Raw genomic sequence first — 26,057 nt, forward strand, 5'->3', positions numbered from 1 at the left:
TGGCCGCCCACGACAGGAGCAACGGCACGACGCTCGATCGGGGCGCGGCTGGGGAGGGAACGGCAGCCTCGCGTGTCGCCGCGGGCGCTGTCCGTGCCGGACGGGGCTTCGTGCCGTGCTCCCGACGGGCGCGGCAGCCGAGGCGGTGCCTGGAGTGGTTGCCGAGACCGGTGACCGACGAGCGAAGGACGACTGGAGGCAAGTCATGGGCAAGCTGTCGTTGGGGCTCGGCCTGGGGGTCGGGTACGTGCTCGGGGCGCGCGCCGGGCGAGCCCGGTACGAGCAGATCAAGCAGGCCGCGGCCGGCCTCGTGGAGCGACCGGAGGTCCAGCAGGCCCTGGAGCAGGCCAGGACCGTTGCTCCGGCTCCGTTGCAGGGCAGCATCGACAAGCTGTCGGGGCGTGCATCCGGCCCTCAGGGCACCAGCGCCGCGACGGTCGGCGTCGAGACGGTCACCGTCGAGGGGGTCACCGTCGAGGGGGTCGACGTCCCCGTCACGCCGCCCCCGCCGGCGTCGGGCGCGGGCGGGGCGCTCGGGACGGACGCTCCCCTGCCGGACCCGCTGATCCCACCCGCCAAGTCGGGCAACCGCCCCAACAGACGGCCATGACCACGGCGTAGCCGTACTGCAGGTCGCGGCCGCCGTCCACGCCGGTGCGGGTGAGCGGTGTGCTCACCCGCACCGGGCGTGGGATCGGCGCCCACAGTCCGTCGACATCCTGGCCGTGCCGGGCACCGATCACCCCGGCGTCATCGGGCTGCGGGGGGCTCCTGCCGGGTGAGGCCTGTGGGTGGCGGGGAGGCTCGGCAGACGAGCCAGACGAGGGCCGCCTGCCACACGAGGAAGCAGGCGAGGACGCCGAGCCACTCCGCCGGACCCATCCGGGTGAGTGCCGCACGCGGGACCACCGCCACCGAGCACAGGGCGACGACGCCGCACAGCCACAGCACCAGGGCGCTCCAGCGGTAGCGCACGGCCGGGCTGGGACCGACCGCGATGCCCAGTCCGGAGAGGTCCTCGGGAGGGTGCCGGCGGATCATGCGCCGCCGGGACCGGTGGACGGACACCTCGGGATACCGCTCGGCGAGCACCCGCTCCCACCGGCTCCGCCGGCGAGGACCGATGCGGCGAGGGAGGCTGACCGCCACGATGCGCGCCGCCGCGGCCCGGAAGCCCGAATCGCCGAGGATGACGCGGCCACGGGCGGCGATGACCGCCGTCACGTTCCCCCAGCCGGTCCCCAGGCCGGTGTAGCTGGGGTGGTACCAGCCGTACAGTCCGCAGCCACAGCCCCACTGCGGCGGCACGTGCGCCTCGTCGACCGCACACCGGGCCTGCTCGATCGGCCCGCTCCAGGGCCCGGTGCCGAAGTGCACCGGTGGGCACAGCCCGTCCTCGGTCAGGCGGAACCGCCGGTACCCCTGCACCTCTCCGGCCACCAGCGCCGGAGGCCCCTCCGGGAGGCCAGGAGGTGAGGTCACGCGGGAGCGGGCTGGGCCGGCACGGTCGGCGCCGGGTGCTGCGGGGCCGGAGCCGGGTCGGCCACCGGCTCGCACTCGATCTCTCGGCGCTCGACACCGATGTCCCCGGCCACGCACAGCCGCATCAGCGGTCCGGCGACCCGGGTGGCACGGGATGACGGCGAAACGGTGAGCGTGCCCATCTGCGGCTCCTCGCCCGTGGGACTCGACTACTGACCGATCAGCGCGGCGCCGCCGCCGACGAGCCCAGGATCCGCTCGCGCCACGGCGTCCCAGCCAGTGAAGCACCGATCGACCTCCGGACCCACCTCCTGCGAGACCTCGATCTGCACGGCGGGAGATGAGCTCCCTCCGGCCCGCGTGGGCTACAGGCCGCGGCGGTGCAGCAGGTAGCCGAGGGCCGCCACGGCCGGCACGAGGGTCGCGGGGACGAGGTTGAGCGGCACGCCGGCCACGCGCGGCAGGTGCCCGGGCTCGTCCTCGACCGCGGTGCCGGGCGTGGCCAGCGCGGCGAAGAACGGCGCCCACGCGACCGTCGGCAGCAGCGCGGCGGTCCTGGCCGCCAGGTCCTGCTCGGCGGTGGAGGACGCCGGTCGCCACAGCAGCCAGAGTGCGACCAGTTGAGCGCCCGCGACGGTGCCCCAGCCGGCAGCGCCGTGGAAACGGGCGTGTGGGGGCCAGTCGGGGTTGAACACGTGGGTGGCGTTCAGGTCCGCGCGTGCCGTGCCCACGATCGTGCCGACCGCGGCGCCGGTCAGCACCAGCCGGCTCGTCCTCATCGCGCCCCCTCCCGTCTGCGTCGCTCGCCCTGGACGAGGGCGTGGTCGCGGCCTCCCGTCGTCCTCGCCCGCAGCCGGGCGGCGTGCGGACGACCCGCCGACGCCGCGTTCCGACGGGAGCGACGCCGGGAGGTGACCAGCGTGGGGCACTCCCGGCCGGGAGACCAGGGGGTGCTACCGGGCACGTCGGCTAGGCGCTGACCAGCCGCTCCGGTCGGGGCGCCCGCTCCTCCTCGGACTCGCGGATGCCGTAGCGGGCGTAGAGCCGGCCCAGCGGCCCGGGCGCCCACCAGTTGGCCCGGCCGAGCAGCCGCATGGTCGCCGGCACGAGCACCGTCCGCACGACCGTCGCGTCGACGACGATGGCGATGAGCATCGCGATCCCGACCATCTTGATCAGGACGACGCCGGAGGTCGCGAAGGCACCGATCACCACGACGAGCAGCAGCGCCGCGCTGGTGATGATCCCGCCGGTGCGCTGCAGCCCGGTCGCCACGGCCGCGGTGTTGTCGCCGGTGAGGTCGTACTGCTCGCGGATCCGGGACATGAGGAAGACCTCGTAGTCCATGGACAGCCCGAAGACGATGGCCAGCACCAGGATCGGGGACGTGGCCTCCAGGAAGCCGGTCGGCGTGAAGCCCAGGACCCCCGACAGGTGCCCGTCCTGGAAGATCCACACCAGCGCACCGAACGAGGCGCCCAGCGACAGCACGTTCACCGCCATGGCCTTGACCGGCACCACGACCGAGCCGAAGGCCAGGAACAGCAGCACGAACAGCGTGACGGCCACGAGCACGGCCATCCACGGCAGCAGCGAGCCGAGACTGTCGAGCAGGTCGGCGTAGAGAGCGCTCGGTCCGCCGACCAGGACCTCGGCGCCGTCGGGAGGGGACACGGACCGGACCGCGGCCACCAGCTGCCTGCCCTCGGGCCCCACCGGGTCGACGCCGGAGGCGATGGCGACCCGTGCCGTGCTCCCGGCCGCGTCGACGACCGTGGCGCCGTCCACGCCGGGAACGGCGCCGACCGCGGTGACGTATGACTGCAGCGCCGCCCCGCCCTGCGGTGAGTCGGCCGCGCCGGGCAGGGCGACGATCGCCTCGACCGGCCCGGCCGGACTCGGGGGGAAGTCGCGCGCGATCGTCTCCGCGACCACGCGGCTCTCCGCTCCCTCCGGCATGGCGCGTACGTCGATGCCGCCGAACTCCGCCCGCGTGAACGGCAGCGCGAGCGTCACGAGGAGCGCGGTCACCGCAACGGCACAGACGACGGGACGACGCATCACGGCGTGCGCGATCCGGTACCAGGCCCCGTCGCGGTGGGCGGCGTGGGCCGGCCGACGGCCCCGCCGGCGCAGCAGGCGCCGCAGCGAGAGTGCGTCCACCCGGGGCCCCAGCATCCCCAGCAGCGCGGGGAGCAGGGTGAGGGCGGCCAGCATCGCGACGAGGACGGCGCTCATCCCGCCGAAGCCCATCGAGCGGAGGAAGACCTGCGGGAAGAGGAGCAGCCCCGCCAGCGAGATGGCCACGGTGACACCGGAGACGGCGACCGTGCGTCCCGCCGTCGCGAGGGTCCGGGCCAGGGCGTCCTCGACGCTGCGCTGCCCGCGGACCTCCTCGCGGAACCGGCTGACCACGAAGAGCCCGTAGTCGATGGCCAGCCCGAGGCCCAGGACGGTCACCACGTTGACCGCGAAGATCGAGACGTCGGTGACCAGGGCGAACGCACGCAGGGCGGCGAACGAGCCGAGGATCGCGGTCACGCCGATGGCCAGGGGCAGGCTCGCCGCCGCGACGCTGCCGAAGATCACCAGGAGCAGCACCGCGAGGACCGGCAGGGAGATGCTCTCGGCCAGCGTGAGATCCTCGCTGACCTGCTCGTTCATGTCCCGGTTGAGGGTCACGTCCCCGCCGAGCCGCGCCGTCAGCCCGGGTGCGGCCAGGTCGTCCTCGATGGCGTCGAGGACGTCCTCCCGCTCGTCCTCGTCGCCGCGCAGGGTGAGCACGGCGTACGTGCTGCGCCGGTCCTCGCTGACGAGCGAGGGGGCCGGGGTGTCGAAGAAGGACACGGTCCGGAGCACGTCGCCCTGCGGCAGGGCGTCCAGGGTGGAGGTGACCGCCTCGGCGTAGCGGAGGTCGTCGACCGTCAGGCCGTTGCTGGAGTACAGGACGACGACGTCCGCGGCACTGCGGCCCAGTTGGCGCTCGGCCTCCCGGGCGGCCCGCGAGCTCTCGCTGCCGGGGTCGTCGAAGCCCCCGCCGGTCATCTGCCCGAAGACACCCGAACCCCAGACCCCGGCGAGGACGACGAGCACCAGGGAGAGCGCCACCACCCACCGCCGCCGTCGGTACACCAGCCGGCCGAGTCGTTCGAACATGGCCCCTCCTGACTGACCGGCCGGGGCAGAGGCACGGGTCGGCTGGGAGGACAGCCCGGCCCACGGGTCGGTGTCAAGCACTTCACGTCCGCGACCTGGGAGTTCCGGTCGCACGCGGGCTCCGCGGCCGCTCCCGAGGGGAACCGCTCGTGGCCAGGAGGACGGGCCGGACAAAGCGCACACACCCGATGACCGCCACCGCCGGTGTCCGTCCCGCGGTCGGATCGGACGTCGTAGCGGGACGATCAGAGCTGGTGACGGCCGGACGGCGCCGGCTCGTCAGTCGCCGGTTGCGGGGAGGCGCATCCGCCCGCGGGTCGGGTTCAGCCGCCACAGCCGGTAGGTCCACGGCAGGTCGTACACGAGGACGTAGGCCGTGTACGGGGCCAAGGCGTGACGCGAGCGCGCGTCCCCCGCCACCGATCGCTGGAGCGCCACCAGGGGGACGACGAAGGCGCACAGGCCGACGAAGCCGGCACGAGTGCTCCGACGGCCGAAGAAGGCCCCGTTCCAGGCCTCGTTGCCGACGACGACCGCCAGGCTCCACGCGGTGCTCCTGGCGTCGCGGCGGTCGATGCTCCGCGCGAGCACGTAGCCGATGATCCCGTAGTAGAGCCCACCGACGACGAGGAAGGCGGGCAGCGGCAACTGCCGGCGCGGAGCGGTGAGGCCTCGGAACCAGTCCATCGCCGGCTTGCCGACGAAGGCGTTCCCCGCAACCGCGGCCGCGGCTGTGCAGGCACTCGCCTGCAGTACGGATCGCCGCTTCACGTCTCGCATGATGACTCCTGTCCTGCTGTCGCCGACCGCGTCTGCGGTGCGTGCTCGAGTGCACGGCTGGGACGCCGGGGAGGACGACTGCCGGACCCCCGGGGCCGGTCCGAACGGGGCACGCAATCCCCGCACCGCTCAGGTCGGCCGGGTCACTCCTGGCGCTGCATGGCCGCGATACCGGCTTGCCAGGCCTGCTCGGTCATCCCGTCCTTCGGGAGACGGTCCGTCAGCTCGAGCAGGACCATGCCGTGGATGAAGGCCCACGCCGCGCGGGCCCGGGCGGGGCTGCCCGTGGCCCGCTGCAGCGGCGCGGCGGTGCGCTCCTCCAGCCCCGGAGGCAGGTCCGCGCGGGGCAGGGGTCGGTCGGTCATCAGCCGGTACAGGTGCGGGTGTCCGTGAGCGAAGGCGCGATAGGCCCCGACGAAGGCCGCCAGGGGCTCCGGCGCTCCGTCGGTGGCCGCCTCGAACGCGGCGGCGGCCTCCTCGAAGCCCGAGATGACGATGGCGACCTCCAGCGCCTCCTTGCCGGGTAGGTGCTTGTACAGGGACGGGGCCCGGATCCCCAGGACCTCGGCGATCCGGCGCATGGTCAGCGCGTCCGGCCCCTCCCGCTCCAGGACGCCGCGTGCGACGGCCACGATCTCGCGCGCGCGGACCGAGAGCGGGTCAGCCACGGATGCGCGACGCCGTGTGCTCCGCCCGGCTCTTGAGCGCCTCGTTCATCGCCACGAACGCAGGCAGCGTCTTCCGGTCCAGCGACGCGGCGAGGAACGGGACGAGCGCGCCTCGGAAGTCCTCCTGCTGGACCAGCCGGGTGCCGCTCCCCTGCGGCTCGAGGCTGAAGGTGTGGTCGGCATCCATCAGTCCGCGGATCCCCAACGTGCCGCGCCACCGCAGCCGCCGGGGCGCGTCCACGTCGACGAGCCGGGGGCGCAGGGTCGTCGCCCGGCCGCCGACCGGCTGCATGGTCACGGTCAGCCGACGGCCCGGCTCCACGACCCCCTCGGCCCGCACGATGAACGGGTTCCACGCCGGGTACGCGGCGAGATCGGTGAGCACCTCCCACACCTGCTCGGGTGTGGCATCGATGTCGACGTCGGCGAACAGTCGCTTTGCCATGACGCTCCTCCTCGGGCCGGCTAACGTTGTTAGCCCCTACGTTGGCTAACGACGTTAGCCATGTCAAGACCTCGATGCGGACGGTTGCGGGTCAGGCGCCACAGCCGTGTGTGGAGGCCCCCCGTACCCACCCTTCGTGGGAGTGGAGAACCCGTGGGGTGCCCCGTTCTCGGTCACGGAGCCGTCCGCGGGCAGCCGACCGGCGCGATCACGGGCGGCGCGATGGGTCCGCCCCGGCTCGACCGGCCGACCGCGGGGGTGGTCGCCGCGGGGTGGGTCCGGGTCGCCTCGTCGAAGGTGACCATGGCCATCGCGTGCTCCCTCCCCACGGGTCGCACCGACCCGCCGCCCGCCGTCGGCCCTGCTGCCGCCTCACGGGAACCGGGATCCGCCGTGCACGGAGGAGTGGGCACGTCGCGTACCGGCTGGCCGCGGAGGTGGGGTGACAGGCCGACGCGAGGGTCAGCTCGGCCCCACCGAGACCTCCATCGTGACCGCCCCCGGGAAACCGATCCACGCGCGCGCCTCGGCCCGGACGATCGTCACCAGGGCGTGGTCGCAGTGCGCACACCGCAGCACCATGCCGGCGCCTGGGAATGCGTGCGCCGACCCCATCGGCTCGCGGGCGCCGCACTGCGCGCATCTGCCGATCGCCGTCGTCATGTCGCCGGCGAAGACCTCGCCGAGCAGGCCGGCGACCGCGTTGCCGTCGAGCATCGTCTCGTCCATCTCGATCTCCGGTCGGTCCGAAGCGTTCGGTCCTGATGGCCTGTGGCCGATGCCCGAGTCGCAGGAGCGCCTCGGCGACACTCTCGACGAACGACGTCCGCCCACAGACGTAGACGTGGGGCTGGTCGGCCGGACCGGGACCGACCTGGGCGAGCATCTCTGCATCGACCCGGCGGGCATGACCGGTCCATCCCGGCGGCTGCGACTGCGTCAACATGTGCACCACCACGCGGCCGTGCCCGGTCAGTCGCTCGAGTTCGTCGCGGAAGATGATGTCGTCCCAGTCGCGCGAGGACATCAACAGCCGCGCACCCACCTCGACCCCGGTCTTGGCGTGCAGTCGGAGCATCGCCATCAGCGGAGCGACACCGGAGCCGCCGCCACGAGGAGCAGCGGACCACCCTGCGCCGGCCCCCACACGAAGTAGCCGCCGATGGGGCCCCGGAGTTCGATCCGGTCGCCGGGATGCCGGTCTCCGGTCAGGTACGGGGAGACCTCGCCGTCGTCGATGCGCACGATGGTGAGCTCGACGCGCGTACCGACGTCCGGCGCCGAGGCGATCGAGTAGCTGCGCTGAGCCTGGTAGGCGTCCGCGGCGGTCAGCCGCACGTCCACGTGCTGCCCGGCCCGGTGGCCGGGCCGGCCGGGCACGTCGAACACGAGCGTCGTGGCACGGGGGGTCTCCGTGATCACGTCGACCACGTGGGCCATGCGAGTCCTCCCCCTCGGACACGGCCTCGGCCACGCCAGGGAGACCGGCCGTAGTCCCCGACGGCGGCGTCATCCCGCGCCAGGGCGTCCCCGGTGGACCAGGCGTGGATCCAGGGAGTCTGCCTGGGGCGAGCGACCGCGAGGCGCGGCACGGTGGTCACGCCGGCATCCGGTCCGGTTCGTCCGCAGACCGAGGAGGTCTCACCATGGACCTGAGACTCGAGGTCGTGATCCTGCCCGTCTCCGACGTCGACCGCACCAAGGACTTCTACAAGGGCCTGGGGTGGCGCGAGGACGCCGACATCGTGGCCGGCCAAGACCTCCGCATCGTGCAGCTCACGCCGCCCGGGTCGGCCTGCTCGGTCAGTTTCGGCATCGGCGTCACGACCATGACCCCTGGATCGCAGCAGGGACTGCTGCTCGTCACGGACGACATCGCGGCCGCCCGCGCCGAGCTGGTCGAGCGCGGCGCCCCGGTGAGTGAGGTCTTCCACGGCGCGGCCGGGCGGTTCCACCCCGAAGAGGAGAGCGTGCGGCAGCCGGGGCGGGACCCCGAAGGCCAGGGCTACCAGTCCCACGCGGTGTTCAGCGACCCCGACGGCAACGGGTGGGTCCTCCAGGAGATCACCCAGCGCCTGCCCGGCCGCTGACATCCGTGCCCGTGGCGCGGACCCGTCGGACGTGGCGCACACCGCCGCGCCGCTGGTGCTGCTCACCGGCGCCCTGATCGACCACTTCGGCCGACGCCGCGTCCTGATCGCGGGCTGCTCGGTGTGCTCGGTGGTCTGCGCGGCCGTGCCGACGACGGGCACCCTCGTCGCGGCGAGGCTGGTCCAGGGCGTGGACGCGGGCCGACGGGGCGCGACCCCCAGGAGCAGAGCCCGTGGTCTTCCCGGGCGCGAGCACGCGTTCCCGGTGCGACGGTCGTGCCGCCGTGAGGGGAGGTGAACTCGTGGACAGTGCGCCCGTACTCCTGGCCGTCGCGGGAAGTCGTGTGGAGGCGGACCTGATCGTCGGGCTGCTGCGCACTCACGGCCTGCGAGCGGCCGTGGTGACCGACGACGCCGGAGGCCAGGAGCCGCAGCTGCAACTGCAGGGCGGGGTTCGCGTGCTCGTCGCCGCGTCCGAAGAAGCCTCGGCCCGTCGGCTCCTCGCCGCCGCACCAGTGGCCGCACCAGTGGACAGCAGCTGATCGGGCCTCGGCGGCCGTCAGCCTCGCCTGATCCGACCCGGCGACGCCCGACGACCCCGGCTCTGCCTCCGCCGAACCGACACCACGCGGCACACCGCCGCCCCGAACGGAACGGAGTCCGTCATGAGCAGCACTCTCGAGGCCCCAGTCGAAATCCGTCCCTTCCACGTCGACATCCCGGATGCGGCGCTGGAAGACCTCCGTCGACGCATCGCGGCCACGAACTGGCCCGAGAAGGAGACCGTCGAGGACCAGTCCCAGGGCCTGCCCCTCGCCATGATGCAGAGGCTCGCCGACCACTGGATGACGGACTACGACTGGCGCAGCTGCGAGACGAGGCTGAACACCCTGCCGCACTTCATCACCGAGCTGGACGGTCTGGACATCCACTTCATCCACGCTCGCTCGCCGCACGAGGACGCGCTGCCGATCGTCGTCAATCACGGCTGGCCTGGCTCGATCATCGAGCAGCTCAAGATCATCGACCGGCTGACCGATCCCACGGCGCACGGTGGCAGCGCCGCGGACGCGTTCCACGTGGTCGTCCCCTCCATGCCCGGCTACGGGTTCTCTGGTAAGCCGACCAGCACCGGATGGGGGCCCGAGCGGATGGGCCGAGCCTGGGCAGAGCTGATGCACCGCCTCGGCTACGGCCGCTACGTCGCCCAAGGCGGCGACTGGGGCGCCTTCGTCGTCGACCAGATGGGCCTGCAGGCGCCTCCAGGACTACTCGCCATCCACACCAACATGCCCGCCACCGTTCCGGCAGACATCGACAGGGCACTGGAGCACGGCGAACCGGCGCCGTCCGGTCTCTCCGCGGAGGAGGGACGTGCCTATGCCCAGCTGGAGAGGACGTTCAAGCAGGTGGAGTACGCCCGCATGATGGCGGCGCGCCCGCAGACCTTGTACGGCATCGCGGATTCCCCTGTCGGCCTGGCCGCCTGGCTCCTCGACCACAACGACGCCGACGGGCAGCCGGCCGCCGCAGTCACGGCTGCGCTCGACCGGGCCTCGAGCGCCACGGGCGAACTGACGCGCGACGAGGTCCTGGACAACATCACGCTGTACTGGTTGACAAACACGGGAGTCTCTGCGTCTCGCCTCTACTGGGAGTACCGGGGTGGGTTCTTCAACGCGAAGGGCGTCACCATCCCCGTGGCCACCACTGTCTTCCCCGGTGAGCAGTACCAGGCGCCGCGCAGTTGGGCCGAGCGCGCCTACCCCGGCCTCATCTACTACAACCAGGTCGACCGGGGTGGCCACTTCGCCGCGTGGGAGCAACCGCAGCTCTTCGCCGAGGAGCTCCGCGCAGCTCTCCGCTCGCTGCGCCAGCGACAGCGGTGACGGCGCCCGCTGACCGACCTGAGCACCGGTCGGTCAGCGGGCGGCGGACGAGTCGACCTGTACCCCGGTGATGCCAGCGCGTCACCGCGAGACTGGCCTGGGCGGCTTCGGTGGGCTGCCGTGCCCGGCACCAGGTGACCACTTCCGCCATACCCCGGGCGGTACTCCTGCTCAGGAGGCCAGGCATGACCAGGGAGTCCCACGGGCGCGATGCGACCTCAGGCACCGCGACCCTGATGACCAGATACCGCGTAGGAGGGAGCACACGGTCCACGGGGGCAGCGGCCACCTACTCCCCCTGCACCGACCGCGGGCGGCTGTACGCGGACCTACTCACCTCCATCGACCCCGGACCGCACGAGAGGACACACCTGCCGTGACCGGAACTCGCCCGAACCACGTGGTGCTCATCCACGGCCTCTGGGTCACCCCCCGCAGCTGGGAGAACTGGGTGCCCTACCTCGAGGGCAAGGGCTTCACCGTGCACACCCCCGCCTATCCCGGTTTCGAGATCGAGGTGGAGGCCCTCCGAGAGGACACCGACAGGATCGCGAGCGTCACGGTCCGCGAGACCCTTGCCCATCTGGCCGGCATGATCGGCACCCTGGACAGTCCGCCGATCATCGTCGGCCACTCGTTCGGCGGCACTCTCACCCAACTGCTGCTCGCCCGTGGACTCGGCGCCGCCGGTGTGGCCATCAACTCGGCCCCGACCGAAGGCGTCCGGGTCAGCCCGCCGGCCCAGGCCAAGGCGCTGTTCCCCGTACTGAAGAACCCGGCCAACCGGCGGAAGGCGGTGGGGTTCACCCCCGAGGAGTTCCACAACGCCTTCACCAACACCCTCACCGCCGAGGAGTCCAAGGGCATCTGGGACCGCTACGCCATCCCGGCCCCCGGCTACTGGGTGTGGGAGTACGGGATCCTCGCCAACTTCAAGCCTGGCCACCAGGACACCTGGGTCGACTACTCCGCCGACCGTGCACCCCTGCTCTTCATCGCCGGCGGGAAGGACCACACCATGCCGCCGGCGGTGAACCGGTCGAACGCCAAGCACTACAAGCGGTCCCGGGCCATCACCGAGTACCACGAGTTCGAGGGCCGGGACCACTGGACCTGCGGGGCGCCCGGATGGGAGGCGGTCGCGGACCGTGCGCTGGACTGGGCGCTGGCTCACGCCACCGGCTCGACGCGTCCAGCCGCAACGACCGCCCGACCAGCGATCCAGCGTCATGGGTCCGCCTGAGCCTCGTACTGGACGTGGACTCGCAGGAGTTCACGGGCCGCAGAACTGCGCTTCCACACCGATTCACACGGTGAAGCGGAACGAATCCGGGGTCATCGGACGACGTTGACGAGCGGATCGGCGGTGATGGGCCCCGATCGACCGTTCTGCGGACCGTGTGCGGACTGCCCGTGGCTCGGCGCACCCTCCACACGCTCCATGCGCTCGGTGCCGGCAGCGCTGGTGTCCGGTCGTGTCCCTCACGGGGTCCCTGCTGCCGACCGAGCCTGGAAAGGCATGGTCAGCTCCTTGCTGAGGTACGGCTCGACGTCGCCGAGTTGGTCGGCGAGCACGCGTGCCAGGAAGCTGGTACCGCGTCAGCCGACGTTCGCCCTGAGCGGCACACCATGGGACAGGCTCGGCTTCAACCCCCTCCACACGTGCATCGATGTCGACCAGAGCCAGCACCTCCTGCTCCAATTCGCGTCCGACGGCCAGGGCCGTTGCCATCTCCTCGGCGCATACCTCAGTCGTCACGTTGAGCTGAGCGGTGTCGGTCTTGTCGCGCCAGACGCAGATGTCCTCGTCATCAGGGCCGAACCCCTCGAGGGCGTTCATGATGGACTCGTCCAACGGTCGATGTGCAACGACGAGATCCACTGCGACCCGGCGGTCCCCTCCCGCGCGCGCGTGGCTGCAGCAGACACCTCGGGCACGGTGAGCACACGAGCAGTCTCACCGGCTGGGGCGCCGCTTCCGGCGCACGGACGGCTCTTCCACTCACCTCCTCGGTGTCATCCGGCAGGGATCCCCGCGGTACATCGGCAGCCGAGATGCCGACAGGTTCCGGACGTCGCCGTAGCGGGTCCGATGTGCGGATCGCCGCAGCCGCCGATGGCAGGGCGGCCGAAGGCTCCTGGATCTCAGCAGCGCAGCGTGTCCGGGATCAGGGATCAGGCCTTGATCGGTGTGCGCCGTCGCTCAGGCTCGGGGGGTGGATCGCTCGGTGATCCGTATCCCGACCCGGCGGTCGAGGATCCACCGGGTAGTGCAGTGAGGCCAGTAGCGGACCGTGCAGGATGGCGTTCGAGTACAGGCCGCCGCCCTGATCGCTCGCACGCCCACCCGTTCGATCGGTGAAGCGCCCGCCGGCCTCCTCGACGAGGAGGATCCACGGCGCGTGGTCCCACGTGTGGTAGCGCTCTGCCAGGAAGGCATCCAGCTCACCACGAACCAGCTCCACCAGCGGCAGGGGGCTCGCCGGTGCGCGAGCCGCACCAGGTGGGAGGCGAGCCCTGGACTCGTCGTCCAGAGCATCGAGGACGGCATCAGCGAGCGTCGAGGTCGTGCTGACCTGCAGGCGCCGCGTGTTGCTCTCCTCGCGTGGCCAGGACGACTCGAAGGAGCCGCCGCCTCGGGTCGCCCACCAACAGCGCCGCAGCGCAGGAGAGGTGACGAGCGCGACCTCGGTGACCCCGTGCACCTCCAGAGCGATGTGGATCCGCCAGTTCGCATCACCCCGACTGAAGAACCCGGTCCCGTCGATCGGGTCGAGGATCCAGACACGATCGGACTCACCGAGTCGACCGAGTTCCTCGCCGAGGAACGCATCGCCGGGCCGGGCCTCCGACAACGTCTCCCGGAGCAAGCGCTCGACCGCCCGGTCGGCCTCGGTGACCGGTGTGCCGTCTGCCTTCAGCGTCGCCGAGGCGCCAGCCTCGAAGTGAGCGAGGGCGAGCTCCGCCGCCTGCTCCGAGGCGTCGAACGCCAGTTGGAGATCATGAGCGCTGTCGTCGTAGCCGCTCATCGCGCCGGCCCGTCGGCCGCCGACAGCGGCTTGGTCACGTGCACCAGCACCACGCCCCGGCTCAGTCGCTCGCGTCGCTGCTCGCAGTAGCCGCGACGGGTGTACATCGCCAGGTTGGCTCCGCTGAGGTGTCCGGTGAACAGCGCCGCGGCGTCCACCTCGTCGCCGTGGTGGTTCTCGACCGCGGTCAACAGGCGTGAGCCGATGCCGCGTCCCTGCCAGTCAGGAGCCACGGTCAGGCGCCCGACGTGCAGCACCGCCCCCTCCACGTGGGCACGGACCGCGCCGACGATGCGGTGACCGACGCTGGCCTTCAACGCGGTGGCCACGGCCAGTTCGGCCTGCAGCTCGGGCAGGGTCTGGGTCAGCGCGGGCAGTTCCGGGTCGCCGTAGATGCGCGCTTCGGTGGCGTAGGCGGCGCGCTGCAGCGTCAGCAGCTCACCGGCGTCCTCGGCCACCACCGGCGCAATGACCACATCGCAGAGCGGAACCTGATCGGCGTGCACGGAGCTCCTTCGGATCGGCTCCCCACAGCGGGTCACGAAGGAGGCATCGCCCGGCCGGCTGCTGGAAGCGGCGGCCTGGACAGGGTGCAGCGCGCGCTCGCTACGCGAGGCGCCACCAGCGGCGGTCGACGGACGTCGGCACGAAGGGGAACCTAGCCCCACAGGCGACGACCCGCACACTTCCCGGCCGTCCGGGATGTCGCTGTCTCGGCTCACGGTCCGGGGCCCGTTTCGGGCCGTTCCGCCTGGTGAGTCGTCCCTCATGGGCACCGAGCGGGCCCGGTGCCACCGGATCCTGCGTGCTCCTTCCCGGCCACCCAGCAGGTGGGCCGGTCATCCCGGCAGGAGAACCGTCTGGGTGCCGACCGCGTGGGTGTTCGTCCGCCGTCCGCCGTCCGCCGTGTGTCCTCCGCCGTGCGCCTACCGCTCACGGACCGCGTAGGTCAGGTGGGTCACCCGCTGCGTCGGCTCCGCGCGGACCGGCTCCAGGGCCACGCGGCCCGCGTCCACGCCCTCGAACAGGCGGATCCCGGAGCCGAACAGCACGGGCGACAGCGCGATCGAGAACTCGTCGATCAGGCCGGCGTTCACGTACTCCAGGATCGTCGCGCCGCCACCCGCGATGCGGACGTCGCGGTCGCCGGCGGCCTCGCGGGCCTGGTCGAGCGCGGACTCGATTCCGTCGTCGACGAAGTGGAAGGTGGTTCCACCCGGCCGCTCCCAGGGGTTCCGCTTCTCGTGCGTCACGACGAAGACCGGCGTGTGGAACGGCGCCTTCTCCGGCCATGCCTGCTCGCCGGCGTCGAACATGCGCTTGCCCATCACGCTCGCGCCGGTGCGCTCGAACGTCTCCCGCACGATGTCGTTGTCGCGCCCCTCCTCGCCGCCCCCGCCGAGCTCCAGGTTCTCCCGGAAGAACCGCTGCGGGAAGATCCACTGCTGCAGTTCCATCCACTGCCGCCCCATGAGGTCCCCGAGGGACGCGGGCGCGATGAACCCGTCCAGCGACATCGACACGCTGAAGAACACCTTCCCGGCCATCAGCCCTCCGCCCCCGTCCGAACGACCTCGGTGACGTAGTCAGCCAGGTTGCTCAGGGTCTGCCGGCCGCCCTCGATCGCGTGGTACCTCTCGACCGCCTCGTCGCGCAGTTCCTTGGTGGGGAACACCGTGCGCATCTCGATCCGGGTCGCCGTCCCGTCGGGCTCGAACGTCAGGACCGACTCGAAGGCGTTCGGGTCGCCGCGGGACTCACCGTGCAGCAGCGCGATCCGCTCCGGCGGGGTGATCTCGGTCCAGGAGATCCACTCGGTGTAGTCCGTCCCGTCCGGTCCGTGCATCACGAAGTCCCACTCCCCGCCGACGCGGAACTCGAACGACTGCGTGGTCGTGGTGAACCCGTCCGGTCCCCACCACCGCGACAGGTGCCGGACCTCGGTGAACGCCTCGAACACCAGCTCCCGTGGGGCGTCGATGACCCGGGAAATGACGATCTCGCGGTCGGCCGTCGCGGACCGCGCCGGCGCTCCTCGTCCCGTCGCGCTCATCAGCTACTCCTCCTGTCCTGCCTGCTTCAGGTCCTGCACGTATGCGTCCAGCCGGTCGAAGCTCTCGTTCCAGAACCGCTCGAATCCGCCGGTCCACTCGTGGACCGGCCGCAGCCCGCGGGCGTCGAGGCCGTAGAGGCGCTGCTTGCCCGCCTTGCGGTCCCGCACCAGCCCGACCTCCCGGAGCACCCGCAGGTGCTTGGACGCCCGCGGCTGAGTCATCCCCAGCTCCTGGGCCAGGTCGGTCACCGGCCGCTCACCCGCCCGCAGCAGCACCAGGATGTCCCGGCGCTGCGGCTCGGCGATCGCGTTGAACGCGTCCGACGTCGTCGCTGCTCGTGCCATGGCGCCATCGTATGCCTATATGGGCATGCGTCAAGGCGGGATGGACCAGGCGGCTCCTGCCAGAGGACGATCACGACCCTTGTCTCCCGCTAGGGATCGGTCCACGGCACGGTGCACCGCCACGTTCCTCGGTGACAGGGTCGTCGCGTGGTGAGCCGGGTGGTCGTCCTGGGCAGCTGCGGAGGGTGGCCGGAGGCCGGCCGGGCCTGCAGCGGCTTCTTGCTCGAGCACGAAGACACCCGGGTCATCGGGGCGGTGGCGTTCGGTCCCCGTAATGACGACCTCAGCGGGGTGAACTCAGCGGTCCAGCATCACCGGATCCCGTGATCAGCCGGCGCTTCCTCAGGCGGCCGTCAGCCCGTCCCGCTGATCGATCGCTCCGCGGGGCCCCTGAAGACTCCGGCAGCCGGTCCGGCACCCCCACCCAACGACATGGAGGCAGTGTGGCCAACGAAGGTCCGACACCAGGCAGACCGGCGCGCCGACCGGTGACTCAGCGCGGAGGAGTTGCCGCTGCTCGACGCATGTGGGCGGGCCCCTTCGTCCCGATCTCCTTCGTCGTCGTCCTGACCGTGACTCTGCTGATCCAGGCGAGTGTCATCCGCCGCTACGGCGAGGGTGATGACACCCCGGCCGCGCCCAGGCAGCCCTGAAGCTGCCCTCGGGGTGAGCCAGCCCGGTTGTCCCGTAGCGGCCCACCATGGAACGCACCGACGTGTGCCTCGAGCGACCCTCAACGTCGCAACCGCGGTGGCGTGGGGTGACGTGCGTACCCAGATGTCGTCTCGTGGCGCGTCCGAGACGTGGGGCGGCAGGGCCTCGGTCGACTCAGCTCAGCTCGCTGAACTTCTCCACCGCGCGCGGCAGACCGGACGCGATCACGACGTCCCCGCTCTCGAGAACGGTGTCCCCGGTGGCGTGCGTGAAAGCGCTGCCCGGTCGTTTCACGCCCACGATCGTCACCCCGTGTCTGCGACGTACGCCGGTCTCCGACAGCGGTCTGCCGAGCAGCATGGCCGGAGGCGCTGTCTTGACCATCGCGTAGTCGGGCTCGAACTGGATGAAGTCGAGCATGCAGCCCATGACCAGGTGTGCCACTCGGCGGCCCATGTCGTTCTCGGGGTAGACGACGTGGTCGATGCCGAGCTGGTCGAGGATCCGCCCGTGCGCCTCGCTGATCGCCTTCGCCCAGACGTTCCCGACGCCCAGGGTCTTGAGCAGCGACGCGGTCAGCATGTTGGCCTCGATGTTGGTCCCGATGCCGACGACCGCCCGTTTGAACTCGTGGATGCCGAGCTGCCGCAGCGCGTCCTCGCGCGTGCTGTCAGCACGCACGCAGTGCGTGACCTTGGTGCTCATCTCCTGCACGATCCGCTCGCTGGAGTCGATGCCGAGCACCTCGACGTCGGACGCCATGAGTTCGAGCGCCACCGCGCTGCCGAAGCGACCCAGGCCGATGATCGCGACGCTGTCGCCGCCGCGCGACGCGTTCTGCCTCCCGAGGGAGAAGCGCTCCGGCATGTGTTCCCTCCTGGCGGTGGTACCTACCCGATGATCGGGCGCTCCTGCGGCAGCTCGTAGAGGCGGGGGCGTGACCGCAGGGCCAGCGCCGACGCCAGCGTGATCGGCCCCAGGCGTCCGATGAACATGAGCACGACGAGCAGCAGTGTGCCTGGCGTTCCAAGGTCACCGGTGATCCCGGTCGACAGCCCCACCGTCGCGAACGCCGAGATCACCTCGAGGAGCACATGGTCGAGCGGGAACGGCGTGAGCACCATCAGCGCGCCCGTCCCGCCGATGACGCCGGCCACACTGAGCAGTGCGACGGTCAGCGCCTGCCGCTGGGCATCGGAGGGTATGTGCCGGTGGAACGCGACGACGCTGCGGTCCGCTCGGATCTCGGTGAGGATGACGAAGAGCAGCACGGTGAAGGTCGTCACCTTGATGCCGCCCGCCGTGCCGGCGCTACCGCCGCCGATGAACATGAGCACGTCGGTCAGCAGGAGGGACTCGGCGTGCAGCTCGCCGGTCGGCACGGTGTTGAGGCCGCCGCTGCGCGGCATCACGGCGAGGAAGAACCCGGCGAGCGCCTTGCCGCCGACGCCGAGCGGGCCGAGCGTGGCGGGGTTGTTCCACTCGAGCGCCAGGAAGGCGAACATGCCGACGGAGAGCAGGACCGAGGTCGCGAGCACCACGATCTTGGTGTGCACCGTCCACCGGCGGGGTGTCCGCCACGCCCGGTACAGCTCGAACAGCACGGGGAAGCCCAGTCCGCCCGTGATCACCAGCGTGCACGCGGTGAGGCTCACCACGGGGTCGGTCACGAAGCGGCTCAGGCTGTCGCTGAAGAGCGCGAACCCTCCGTTGTTGAACGCCGAGACGGAGTGGAAGAGCCCGAGCCACAGCGCACGGCCCCACGGCTCGTCGTAGGCAGTTCCCAACCGGACGCTGAGCACCACCGCCCCGGCGGCCTCGAGGAACAGGCTGGTGCGCGCCACGCCCACGAGGACGCGCCGGACGTCGCCGATGCCGAGCGTCTTGGTCTCCGCCGCCGTGCTCAGCCGCATCCGCAGCCCCAGCCGGTGCGACACCAGCAGGCCGAGCAACGTCGCCAGCGACATGATGCCGAAGCCGCCGATCTGGATGAGCAGCAGGATCACGACGTGGCCGAAGCCGGACCAGTAGGTGGGCGTGTCCACCGTGTTGAGGCCCGTGATGGTGACCGCGGAGGTCGCGGTGAAGAGCGCGTCGACGACCGGCGCACCGTCGCGGTCGGCCCGGGACACAGGGAGCAGCAGCAGCAGGGTGCCCAGCACCACCGCCATCCCGAACGCCAGGACGACGACCTGCGCCGGGTGCACGGGTCGCGGCAGGGCGAGCGGGCGGGACCTCATCGGGAGCTCCGCCAGGGCACGCAGAGACGGTATTCGGAACGTGCTCTCGAGGCTCGAGCGCGGACAGAGGCAACCGTCCCCGATCGGGCTGGGGTCTGCGCTGCTGGCGCTGACCGCCCCCGTCCCTGAACGACTCCATGAGAGTCGGACCCTGACAGGGTCTCCGTTCGCGACCTGCTGGCCGGCCTTTGCGGCCGGGTCGGACCGGTCGCGCCTGGTCGTCCAGGGGTCGCAGACTTCTCACGGCGCCTACCGGGTGAGGATGGGGTCGAGCATGGCCACCAGGTCGTCGGCCGTGGCGTCGCCATCGCCCTCGAACTCGGCCACCTCGATGCCGATGACCTCGCTGCCGGCCACCGCGGTGGCGCAGGCGCGCAGGTCGTCGAGGGTGAGGCCATCGGGGACGACGTAGTCGGTGGTGAACAGGCCCGGGTCGTGCACGTCGCAGTCGATGTGCAGGTGGACCGGCCGTCCGGCGATCGCCGCGGCCAGCCCGCTCACCGATGCCGTCCCCGACCGGGACCAGTGCCACGCGCCCGGCCTCGATGTGTGCGGCCTCCGCGGCGTCGAGGTCCCGTGCGCCGACCAGCACCACCTGGTCCTCGGGCAGCCCGGCACCCAGTCCGGAGTCCCACCAGCCCATCGGCCCGGACAGGGCCATGTCCCCGAGGCCGGCGATCGAGCTGCGCGCACCGGAGTACGGCAGCGAGCGGCAGGTGTCCCTCGCGCCGTCACTGGTCGACCTGCTCGCCCGGCACGTCATCACCGTCCAGCGGGCTCCCGGGCACACCAGCGCCACCACGACACTGAACAGCTACAGCCACCTCTGGCCCGCCGCGGAGGGCCACACGAGGCGGGCCGCGGGAGAACTCCTCGCGGACAGCTGGGGACTCGGTGCGGACTCGCCACCTCGACGAGCGGCTGACCTGGACGGATGCCGCCACCTACACGTTGAAGCGGAACGTCCCCGGCGTGAATGAGTGATCTTGGACATGACTGGAAACCCGGGCTGACCTGCACATACGTGGTTGGGCGATAGTGGGCGTCGACGGACTGGATTGGCAGTCCTGTGGACTGGGTGTGGACTGACGTCCACGCGCTCGGGCGTGTCGAGATCGGCGAATCGCGCGACGTGAAGGGCCTCATGGCTCCGGCTGTGGTGCACCGATCCCGGCTCGGCGGGGCTCCGCCCGGAGCGGCCCAAACCGCACCTCCTGGGAACCGACGCAGCCGGCACGCCGACCCGGACGGGTAACGGCCCACCGACGTCGGACCCATCCCCCGAGGTTCTCGATATCCTGCTGATCATGAGCTCCGCCGACGGATGGGACCTGACCGTCCCGGAGGACGCGGCCGAGCTGCTCGCCGAGCTGCGCCGCCACGGCGTGCGGCCCGGTCAGCGCTTGCACGTGGTGCGGGCTGCGGAAGCCCCGGCTGAGCTACCGGACAGCGCTCCTGCACCGCCGGAGCGCCGTGAGTTGGACCTCATCGGGTCGGTCCACGGCGGTCCTGACGACCTGTCCATCCGGACCGAGGAGTACCTCCGGCGCGGCTTCAGCCGCGAGTGATCCTCTTCGACACCAACATCCTCGTCGCTGCTGCCCGGACCGCGGACGTCAACCACCGCATCGCGGTGCGGCTGCTCAACACCATGAGCGAACCGCGACTGGTCCCGCCCACCGTGGTCGTCGAGGTCTGTGACCTCCTCAGCGAGTGGGGCGGCCCGGACGCCGAGGTTCGGTTCCTACGGGACTTCCGGCCCGGCGGCCTGCGGCTGGCCGAGCTGACCGACACTGACGTCGCTCGGATGGCCGACCTCGCCGAGCGTTACGCCGACCTCCGCCTCGGCGGCACCGACGCCTCGCTCGTCGCGATCGCTGAGCGCCTCGGCATCGAGCGCGTCGCCACCTTCGACCGGCGCCACTTCACGGTCGTCCGGCCCGCCCACATCGATGCCTTCGTGCTGCTGCTCGAGGCCGTGTCCTGACCCGGCCGTTGCTCGGTCAGTCCAAGAGATCGGTGAAGCCAGCAGCCGAACGCCTGACTGCCTCCCCTGGTGCCGTCCCGCCGACGGCCTGTCGAGTCCTTGCCGCGCTCTGAGTCTTCGCTGGGGCCTCTGGCACCGCCGCCCTCCCGCCAGCCCCTGGATCGGTCGGGCGCGCCTTGCTGAGACGGGCGTGGGCTTAGTTGTGTCGGGTCACCGTCCGAGGCCGGGTTGCACGCCGGGACGCTTTGCGGGCTGCCTGTCGTGCTCTGGCCGCGGGACGTGGATGCCGGGTCGAGGCTGCAGTCCTGCCGGTCGGCGCGGAACGCCATAAGCCCCTTGTCCTGCCTGCCAAGTGTCACGCTCCCGGACGAGGAGGTCGGCCGGCTGACTGAGTAGCGCCGGCTCCGTCGCCAGTCGCCAGAGGCGCGCTCGGACGGCAGTCAGCTCTTCGGTCGCGACGGCGATGTCGCGCTCGGCGTAGGCCAGTCCGTCTGCTGGGTCGAGGATCCGGCCGAGCGCGCCGAACCGGCTCAGCTCGTCATCGTGCCGCCGGCCGGCCTCGGCCAACGCACCTCGTGCTCGTTCGTGCGCCTGGCGAGCGGTGTCGGCGACCGCATGCAGGACGGCGTGCTCGGGTTGGGCCTGTTCGGCGGCGCGGCGGGCGGCGGCACCGAACGCAAGCGCCAGCGCCGGCCGGTCATCGCTCCGGTCGGCGTACTGGGCGAGCCGGCCGGGGTCGGCGGGCAGGGTGGGTAGCTGTGGGCGCCACCGGTCGGCCCAGTCGGTGAGGTCCCCGCTGGCGGGGGTGACGGCGGCCCGCCGCAGCCGCAGCCGGCCCGGGCCGTCGAGCACGACCCGGGCCGCGGCGCGGGCCACGTCGCGGTCGCGGTCCCAGCGACCGAGCAGGTCATCGCGCATCCGCGCCGCCTCCTCGGTGACGGCCGTGCCCCTGACCTCGGCGCGCTGTAAGGCCCGTGCGGCGGCCAGGGACGTCGTCCGGCACCGGGCCTCCAGGGCTGCGAGCTCGTCGGCGTGGCCGGCATGGAGCGCGACGACCTCGCGCAGTCGGTCGCGCATCGGCTGCCACAGGGCGAGCCGGTCCAGGCAGCGCTGCTCCGCTGCCCACGCCTGGTGCAGCTCCGTGAGGACCTGCTCAAGTGGGCGGGGTGCGGCGTAAGAGGCGGCCTGAGCGGCAGCGAGTTCGGCGGCGTGGCCCGGGCCCAGGTCGGCCCGGTCGCGGCCGAACACGGCGATCCACTGCTCCCGCGCCTGGGCCAGGTCCTCGGCGACCAGGTGGGCGGTGTTGGCGGTGCGGCCGCGGGTCATCCCGACGTAGGCCGACGCCGCGCCGGTGTGCTCGCCGATCACCACGTGCGCCGCCTGCACGGTGTCACCCTGCACACCGTGGGCGGTGCTGGCGTAGGCCAGCTCCACGTGAGAGGTGACGTAGCCGGAAGGCAGCACCCACCGCCGCGCCGTCGCCGGGGTGACACCGGCACGGACGGCGTCGGTAAGGGTGACAGTGGCCGGGATGACAGCCAGCTCGCCGTGGCGTCCGACGGCGGCGACGGTCCAGACGTCGCGGTTGGCCACCCCGATGTCGCCGTCGTTGCGGCGGGTGACCACCTGGTCCCCGGCGCCGATCCGCTGCCCGGCGCGGGTGGTGACCGCGGCGCGGTCGTCGACGCAGCCATCAGCGACCAGCCGCGCCCGGAAGGCGGCGCTCAGCTCGGCGGCCTGCTCCCGGGTGTCGACCACCACGGCCAGGCGCCCGCCCTCATGGTGATGGGCGGCGGCGACCGCGGCCAGCCCCTGCTGCAGGTCCGCGGGGTCGGCGTGTAGGCGGACCTGGCCGCGGGCCACCAGGGCATCGAACACCGCGCCCGGGTCCTCGCCGGTGCGCATGGCCAAGGTCAGCTGGGCGTACTCGGCGTCGGGGACGGTGACGCCCGTGCCGTCGGTGCTGGTGAAGCGGTGCACGTTCTCCAGGGTCAGGTGGCCGGTGGGGTCGACGTGGCGTGCGGCGATGTCCAGTACGCCGCCGCGGCCGACTGCGGCCAGCTGATGCCGATCGCCGAGCAGCGCCACGCGGACGCGGCACTGGTCGGCAATGGTGAGCAGGGCGCGGGCGGTGTCCTGGTCGAGCATCCCGGCCTCGTCCACCACCAGCAGGTCCCCCGCGCGCAGCCGCGCTCCCTGCGCCGGCTCGGCATAGACGCCGCCGGTGAGCGGGTCGACGGCACCGGCGGCCAGCCGGGTCCAGGCCCCGTCGTCGGTCCAGCGCCAGCCGTGTTGGTGAGCCAGCCACGCCGCCGACCCCGCCACGGTGTCAATCTCGGCGGCAGCCACCTTGGCCGCCTTCAGCGTCGGGGTCACCACCGTCAGCCGGCGGCCCTGGTCCTGGAGCAGGTCGCGGGCGGCGGCCAGCAGGGTGGTCTTGCCCGCGCCGGCCGCGCCCTCGATGACGATCAGTGCCTGGTCACCGGCCAGTGAGGCAGCCGCGGCTGCCTGGCCGGTATCCAGCTGCGCGAGGGCGGACAACGACAGCTCGGGCGCTCGCTGCTGATCGGCTGCGGCGGGACGAGCGCTGCGGGCGGCCAACCGGGCCGTGAGGTCGTCTTCGACGTCGAGCACCGGCTGGGAGGTCCACGCCCGGATGTGCTCAGGCACCACACCACGAGCACCGTCGCGGTTGATCAGCGGCACACACCGCGCCATGGCGCGAGCGGTGAGGTCCTCCGCCAGCTCGAGGCGGACCGCGGCGTCGACGACGACGCCCGTGGCGGCGAGCAGCTGCTCGACCTCACCGCGGACATCGGCGGCGTTCCACGCCGAGCGCCCGGCGGCCAGCCGGACCAACACGGTCCCCACTGCCGCTTCCCGGTCGATGGCGGCCACCAGCGCCGGCGCCAGATCCACCGGGCGGTCGCGGTCGCGATAGCCCAGGGCGGCCAGTTCACCGACCCATCTGGCGGTGAGGTCCGCGCCCGGTTGCGGGGTGATCTTGTCCGGGCGGCCCTCGGCCCACGCCCGGGCGTCCCACGCCCGCCGCAGCGCCGGGCCCGGCGTCTGGCCGGGGTGCGCCTGCGTCCATCCGTGTTCGTAGCGGTCCAGGTTGCGGCCGATCTGGGCCGCCCGGGCGCTGAACGCACCCACGTACTCGGCCAGCTGCCGTATCTCTCCGGTGCCGTCGAGGGTGTAGCCGTGCGCGGCCAGCGCGGCGCGGAACTGCGGGTCGCAGGCGACCGCGGCGTGCCCGATCCCGTTGATCGCGGCGAGGAAGTCGCGCACGCCCACGGTGTGCAGCCCCCGCCATCTCCCGGCGGCGAACACCCGGGCGTTGACCTGCAGGTGCAGATGCCGGTGCGGATCCCCGGCGCGGGAGGTGTGGTGGCGCACCGTCACCGCCTCCAACACCTCGACCGGGACCTGCAGCTGCCCACCGCGCGGCCCGACCCGGGTGGTGGCGTGCTCGGCCAGCCAGCCGATGATCTGGGTCGCGGCGCGGTCCTGCGCGGCGTCGTAGGCCGCGGCGACGTCCGGGTGCAACGCAGCAGCAAGTGACCAGGACTTCGGGCCGTTGACCACGACCTCGACGAACCGCACCGCCCGCTGATCGGTGCGCAGCCGACCGCGGGCCGTTCCGGTGTCGGGGTCCAGGCCGGCGACCCACGCCTGGTAGCCGTCGCCGGCCAGCGTGGCGAGCTCGGCCACCCTGCCGTCGCCGGCGGTGTAGCGCCGGGCGATCCCGGTGCCCTCGGTGAGGTAGTAGTCATCGGCCCGGCCCCGGCCGGTCTCCACGTAGTGCCGGGCCGCCGCCGGCACCCCGGCGTACACCTTCATTCCGCCGTGCATTTATCAACGCCACCCAACAATGACCAACACGCCACCCCAAGAAACGGCAGTGGGCCCCGCGAAGCGGGGCCCGGACTACCCCTATGGGTAGCATGCGTACCGTTCTTCAGTAAAGGCTTGAGTATTAGCGGTAAGGGTTGGGGCTTACGGTGCGAAAGTCGTCATGGGCGTCATCTTTTGGTCGTCGATGGCGGTTGTCGATCGCGTGTGGGATGCCGACTGCCAGGTTCCCATGCTGATGGCATTGCGCTCTGCAGCGCTTTTGCCGCGTTGGGACACGCTGTCGGCGGGCTGGACCTGGATCTCGCCGGCTAGGCGCTGGGCGACGTGGCCCGCGCGGGGTTGGTCACCGTGATGGACGTCGCCGTCCATGACCGGCTACTGCGTCGCTACCCGGAGCTGACCAAAGTCGTGCGGCAACCCGGCACCCCGTTGCCGTCAACGCTGCGGCTTGGACTGACAGTCGTGCTAGGCACCCGTGCGCGGCTATCCAGTCCGGTCTGCCGGGCCGATCCGGAGGGGTGCGTGGTGTTCATCGAAGCCGCACTCGCACCGTTCAGCTGGACGCTGAGCTTCCTGGAGCCCGGACTGCGGTCGCTGCCGCACACCGCCGACGTTCTCGGTGGCTGAACCACGGCCAAAACCATCGCCCGACACATGCCCAGCTTGAGCTGCCGGTCCGCGCGGTGGTCTCACCGACCCCGGGCGACTACCGACCAGCCTCGCTGATCGAGGCGGACCTTCCCACCGACACGTAGCCGTTGCGATCGGGAGACGTGGCCGGCCCACCGGCCGGCCATCTTGAGCAGGCAACCTTGGCGCCGCCGATAGCCGATCACTTGCGGGATGGCCAGCCGGTCCATGCCCAGCGCTAGATGCGTCGATAGCCGTTCGGCTTGCGAGACAGGGCTGCGTGTCGTCGATGAATAACGACCTCGTGCATGGTTAGCGGCGGGCCGTCGTTCACCTGTTCAGGATCAGTTCGATCACGCGGTGGTGCCGGCTGGTAAGGCTTTCGGTGAGCGGTGGAGCGGTTCGGGTCGTGAGGCTCGTTCCTGGCTGGAGACCAAGCCGGCGACCGCGGGCAGCACCGTCTCGAGATGCTCGCGCGGGCCGAGGTGTCGAGACAGAGCCCGCCAGTTCTTCAGGTGACTGATGCCGTGCTCGACGCGGATGCGCTTGGAGGCGTGAGCTCTGCGTTCGGCCTCGTGGGCGGCGGCGAGGGTGGGTGGAACCGGTAGCTGGTTCCTCCGCCGGGCCGGTCTGGGGGTGATGTGTCCCGCCCCGGGTTCAGTGGAGGCTCGGAACTGACGCGGCGACGGTAGCCGCCGCGGTGTTGTGCCGGTAGAAGACGTCCTCGTGCTCGGCCGGTGGAACGAGGCCG

General features: G+C 71.9%; 28 protein-coding genes and 1 pseudogene. 9 read left to right on the forward strand and 20 right to left on the reverse strand.

The annotated features are described in order from the left end of the window. Positions 1–205 precede the first annotated feature (205 nt). Positions 206–610, forward strand: coding sequence for a hypothetical protein (locus tag ABQ292_RS11645; RefSeq protein ID WP_369206421.1), 405 nt, complete (start codon positions 206–208; stop codon positions 608–610). Between the two features lie 140 nt (positions 611–750). Here the strand turns inward: ABQ292_RS11645 and ABQ292_RS11650 are convergent, their stop codons facing one another. The 11 genes and pseudogenes from ABQ292_RS11650 to ABQ292_RS11700 form a co-directional block, all read right to left on the reverse strand. Further along, positions 751–1,440: a hypothetical protein gene (locus ABQ292_RS11650; RefSeq protein WP_369206423.1), complete on the reverse strand. Its 690-nt coding sequence runs from the start codon at positions 1,438–1,440 to the stop codon at positions 751–753. A gap of 38 nt (positions 1,441–1,478) precedes the next feature. Next, on the reverse strand, positions 1,479–1,664 hold the full coding sequence (locus ABQ292_RS11655) for a hypothetical protein (protein ID WP_369206425.1): 186 nt from the start codon (positions 1,662–1,664) through the stop codon (positions 1,479–1,481). 183 nt (positions 1,665–1,847) lie between these two features. Continuing rightward, positions 1,848–2,261 (reverse strand): DUF6640 family protein, encoded by a 414-nt coding sequence (locus ABQ292_RS11660; protein WP_369206427.1) that lies wholly within the window; start codon positions 2,259–2,261, stop codon positions 1,848–1,850. Positions 2,262–2,451: 190 nt separating this feature from the next. After that, the gene (locus tag ABQ292_RS11665) at positions 2,452–4,638 is read right to left on the reverse strand and encodes an MMPL family transporter (protein WP_369206429.1); all 2,187 of its coding nucleotides are present in this window, start codon (positions 4,636–4,638) and stop codon (positions 2,452–2,454) included. Positions 4,639–4,917: 279 nt separating this feature from the next. Beyond that, complete coding sequence (locus tag ABQ292_RS11670) at positions 4,918–5,418, reverse strand: tryptophan-rich sensory protein (RefSeq protein ID WP_369206431.1); 501 nt, start codon at positions 5,416–5,418, stop codon at positions 4,918–4,920. A gap of 143 nt (positions 5,419–5,561) precedes the next feature. Next, positions 5,562–6,086, reverse strand: a complete 525-nt coding sequence (locus tag ABQ292_RS11675) for a TetR/AcrR family transcriptional regulator (protein ID WP_369206433.1) — start codon at positions 6,084–6,086, stop codon at positions 5,562–5,564. Continuing rightward, a complete protein-coding gene (locus tag ABQ292_RS11680; RefSeq protein ID WP_369206435.1) occupies positions 6,079–6,531 on the reverse strand; it encodes an SRPBCC family protein in 453 nt (150 codons plus the stop codon). Before ABQ292_RS11680 ends, ABQ292_RS11675 begins: the two co-directional genes overlap by 8 nt. Positions 6,532–6,704: 173 nt before the next feature. Then, complete coding sequence (locus ABQ292_RS11685) at positions 6,705–6,842, reverse strand: hypothetical protein (RefSeq protein WP_369206437.1); 138 nt, start codon at positions 6,840–6,842, stop codon at positions 6,705–6,707. Positions 6,843–6,993: 151 nt separating this feature from the next. Continuing rightward, positions 6,994–7,260: a DUF6510 family protein gene (locus ABQ292_RS11690; protein WP_369206439.1), complete on the reverse strand. Its 267-nt coding sequence runs from the start codon at positions 7,258–7,260 to the stop codon at positions 6,994–6,996. A gap of 133 nt (positions 7,261–7,393) precedes the next feature. Continuing rightward, positions 7,394–7,615, reverse strand: a pseudogene (locus ABQ292_RS11695) (hypothetical protein); the annotation flags it as partial. Further along, the gene (locus tag ABQ292_RS11700) at positions 7,615–7,971 is read right to left on the reverse strand and encodes an FAD-binding oxidoreductase (RefSeq protein WP_369206441.1); all 357 of its coding nucleotides are present in this window, start codon (positions 7,969–7,971) and stop codon (positions 7,615–7,617) included. The pseudogene ABQ292_RS11695 and the gene ABQ292_RS11700, both read right to left, overlap by 1 nt. A 206-nt stretch (positions 7,972–8,177) precedes the next feature. On the opposite strand from ABQ292_RS11700, the gene ABQ292_RS11705 reads away from it, so the two are divergent. The 4 genes from ABQ292_RS11705 (at position 8,178) to ABQ292_RS11720 (ending at position 11,753) form a co-directional block, all read left to right on the forward strand. Next, positions 8,178–8,621 (forward strand): VOC family protein, encoded by a 444-nt coding sequence (locus tag ABQ292_RS11705; protein WP_369206443.1) that lies wholly within the window; start codon positions 8,178–8,180, stop codon positions 8,619–8,621. A 302-nt stretch (positions 8,622–8,923) separates the two neighbouring features. Beyond that, positions 8,924–9,163 carry a hypothetical protein gene (locus ABQ292_RS11710; protein WP_369206445.1) on the forward strand — a complete coding sequence of 80 codons (240 nt, stop codon included), beginning with the start codon at positions 8,924–8,926 and terminating at the stop codon, positions 9,161–9,163. Positions 9,164–9,286: 123 nt separating this feature from the next. Continuing rightward, positions 9,287–10,510: an epoxide hydrolase family protein gene (locus tag ABQ292_RS11715; protein ID WP_369206447.1), complete on the forward strand. Its 1,224-nt coding sequence runs from the start codon at positions 9,287–9,289 to the stop codon at positions 10,508–10,510. A 376-nt stretch (positions 10,511–10,886) separates the two neighbouring features. Beyond that, positions 10,887–11,753, forward strand: a complete 867-nt coding sequence (locus ABQ292_RS11720; RefSeq protein WP_369206449.1) for an alpha/beta hydrolase — start codon at positions 10,887–10,889, stop codon at positions 11,751–11,753. Between the two features lie 925 nt (positions 11,754–12,678). On the opposite strand, the gene ABQ292_RS11725 is transcribed toward ABQ292_RS11720, so the two are convergent. The 5 genes from ABQ292_RS11725 to ABQ292_RS11745 form a co-directional block, all read right to left on the reverse strand. Continuing rightward, positions 12,679–13,539 (reverse strand): inositol monophosphatase family protein, encoded by an 861-nt coding sequence (locus ABQ292_RS11725; protein WP_369206451.1) that lies wholly within the window; start codon positions 13,537–13,539, stop codon positions 12,679–12,681. Further along, positions 13,536–14,045, reverse strand: coding sequence for a GNAT family N-acetyltransferase (locus ABQ292_RS11730; RefSeq protein ID WP_369206453.1), 510 nt, complete (start codon positions 14,043–14,045; stop codon positions 13,536–13,538). Before ABQ292_RS11730 ends, ABQ292_RS11725 begins: the two co-directional genes overlap by 4 nt. Positions 14,046–14,465: 420 nt before the next feature. Continuing rightward, the gene (locus tag ABQ292_RS11735; RefSeq protein WP_369206455.1) at positions 14,466–15,086 is read right to left on the reverse strand and encodes a dihydrofolate reductase family protein; all 621 of its coding nucleotides are present in this window, start codon (positions 15,084–15,086) and stop codon (positions 14,466–14,468) included. Beyond that, on the reverse strand, positions 15,086–15,592 hold the full coding sequence (locus ABQ292_RS11740) for an SRPBCC family protein (protein ID WP_369206457.1): 507 nt from the start codon (positions 15,590–15,592) through the stop codon (positions 15,086–15,088). The genes ABQ292_RS11735 and ABQ292_RS11740 overlap by 1 nt, the downstream gene beginning before the upstream one ends. Before the next feature lie 3 nt (positions 15,593–15,595). After that, positions 15,596–15,937 (reverse strand): ArsR/SmtB family transcription factor, encoded by a 342-nt coding sequence (locus ABQ292_RS11745; protein ID WP_369206459.1) that lies wholly within the window; start codon positions 15,935–15,937, stop codon positions 15,596–15,598. A 524-nt stretch (positions 15,938–16,461) separates the two neighbouring features. Here ABQ292_RS11745 and ABQ292_RS11750 point away from each other — a divergent pair. Continuing rightward, entirely contained in the window at positions 16,462–16,590 is a 129-nt protein-coding gene (locus tag ABQ292_RS11750) for a hypothetical protein (protein WP_369206461.1), read from the forward strand. A 175-nt stretch (positions 16,591–16,765) separates the two neighbouring features. Here the strand turns inward: ABQ292_RS11750 and ABQ292_RS11755 are convergent, their stop codons facing one another. From ABQ292_RS11755 to ABQ292_RS11765, 3 genes are all read right to left on the reverse strand, one after another. Beyond that, positions 16,766–17,458, reverse strand: coding sequence for a potassium channel family protein (locus ABQ292_RS11755; RefSeq protein WP_369206463.1), 693 nt, complete (start codon positions 17,456–17,458; stop codon positions 16,766–16,768). A gap of 23 nt (positions 17,459–17,481) precedes the next feature. Further along, positions 17,482–18,831, reverse strand: a complete 1,350-nt coding sequence (locus ABQ292_RS11760) for a TrkH family potassium uptake protein (protein ID WP_369206465.1) — start codon at positions 18,829–18,831, stop codon at positions 17,482–17,484. 249 nt (positions 18,832–19,080) lie between these two features. Continuing rightward, complete coding sequence (locus ABQ292_RS11765; RefSeq protein WP_369206467.1) at positions 19,081–19,332, reverse strand: arginase family protein; 252 nt, start codon at positions 19,330–19,332, stop codon at positions 19,081–19,083. 806 nt (positions 19,333–20,138) lie between these two features. Here ABQ292_RS11765 and ABQ292_RS11770 point away from each other — a divergent pair. Together ABQ292_RS11770 and ABQ292_RS11775 are read left to right on the forward strand one after the other, a co-directional pair. Then, positions 20,139–20,399 (forward strand): hypothetical protein, encoded by a 261-nt coding sequence (locus ABQ292_RS11770; RefSeq protein WP_369206469.1) that lies wholly within the window; start codon positions 20,139–20,141, stop codon positions 20,397–20,399. After that, positions 20,396–20,818 (forward strand): type II toxin-antitoxin system VapC family toxin, encoded by a 423-nt coding sequence (locus ABQ292_RS11775; RefSeq protein ID WP_369206471.1) that lies wholly within the window; start codon positions 20,396–20,398, stop codon positions 20,816–20,818. The genes ABQ292_RS11770 and ABQ292_RS11775 overlap by 4 nt, the downstream gene beginning before the upstream one ends. A gap of 210 nt (positions 20,819–21,028) precedes the next feature. Here the strand turns inward: ABQ292_RS11775 and mobF are convergent, their stop codons facing one another. Beyond that, entirely contained in the window at positions 21,029–24,673 is a 3,645-nt protein-coding gene (mobF, locus tag ABQ292_RS11780) for a MobF family relaxase (protein WP_369206473.1), read from the reverse strand. A 351-nt stretch (positions 24,674–25,024) separates the two neighbouring features. On the opposite strand from mobF, the gene ABQ292_RS11785 reads away from it, so the two are divergent. Continuing rightward, the gene (locus ABQ292_RS11785) at positions 25,025–25,303 is read left to right on the forward strand and encodes a hypothetical protein (RefSeq protein WP_369206475.1); all 279 of its coding nucleotides are present in this window, start codon (positions 25,025–25,027) and stop codon (positions 25,301–25,303) included. Positions 25,304–26,057 lie beyond the last annotated feature (754 nt).

The organism is Geodermatophilus maliterrae (assembly GCF_041018925.1).
Classification (GTDB): Bacteria; Actinomycetota; Actinomycetes; order Mycobacteriales; family Geodermatophilaceae; genus Geodermatophilus; species Geodermatophilus maliterrae.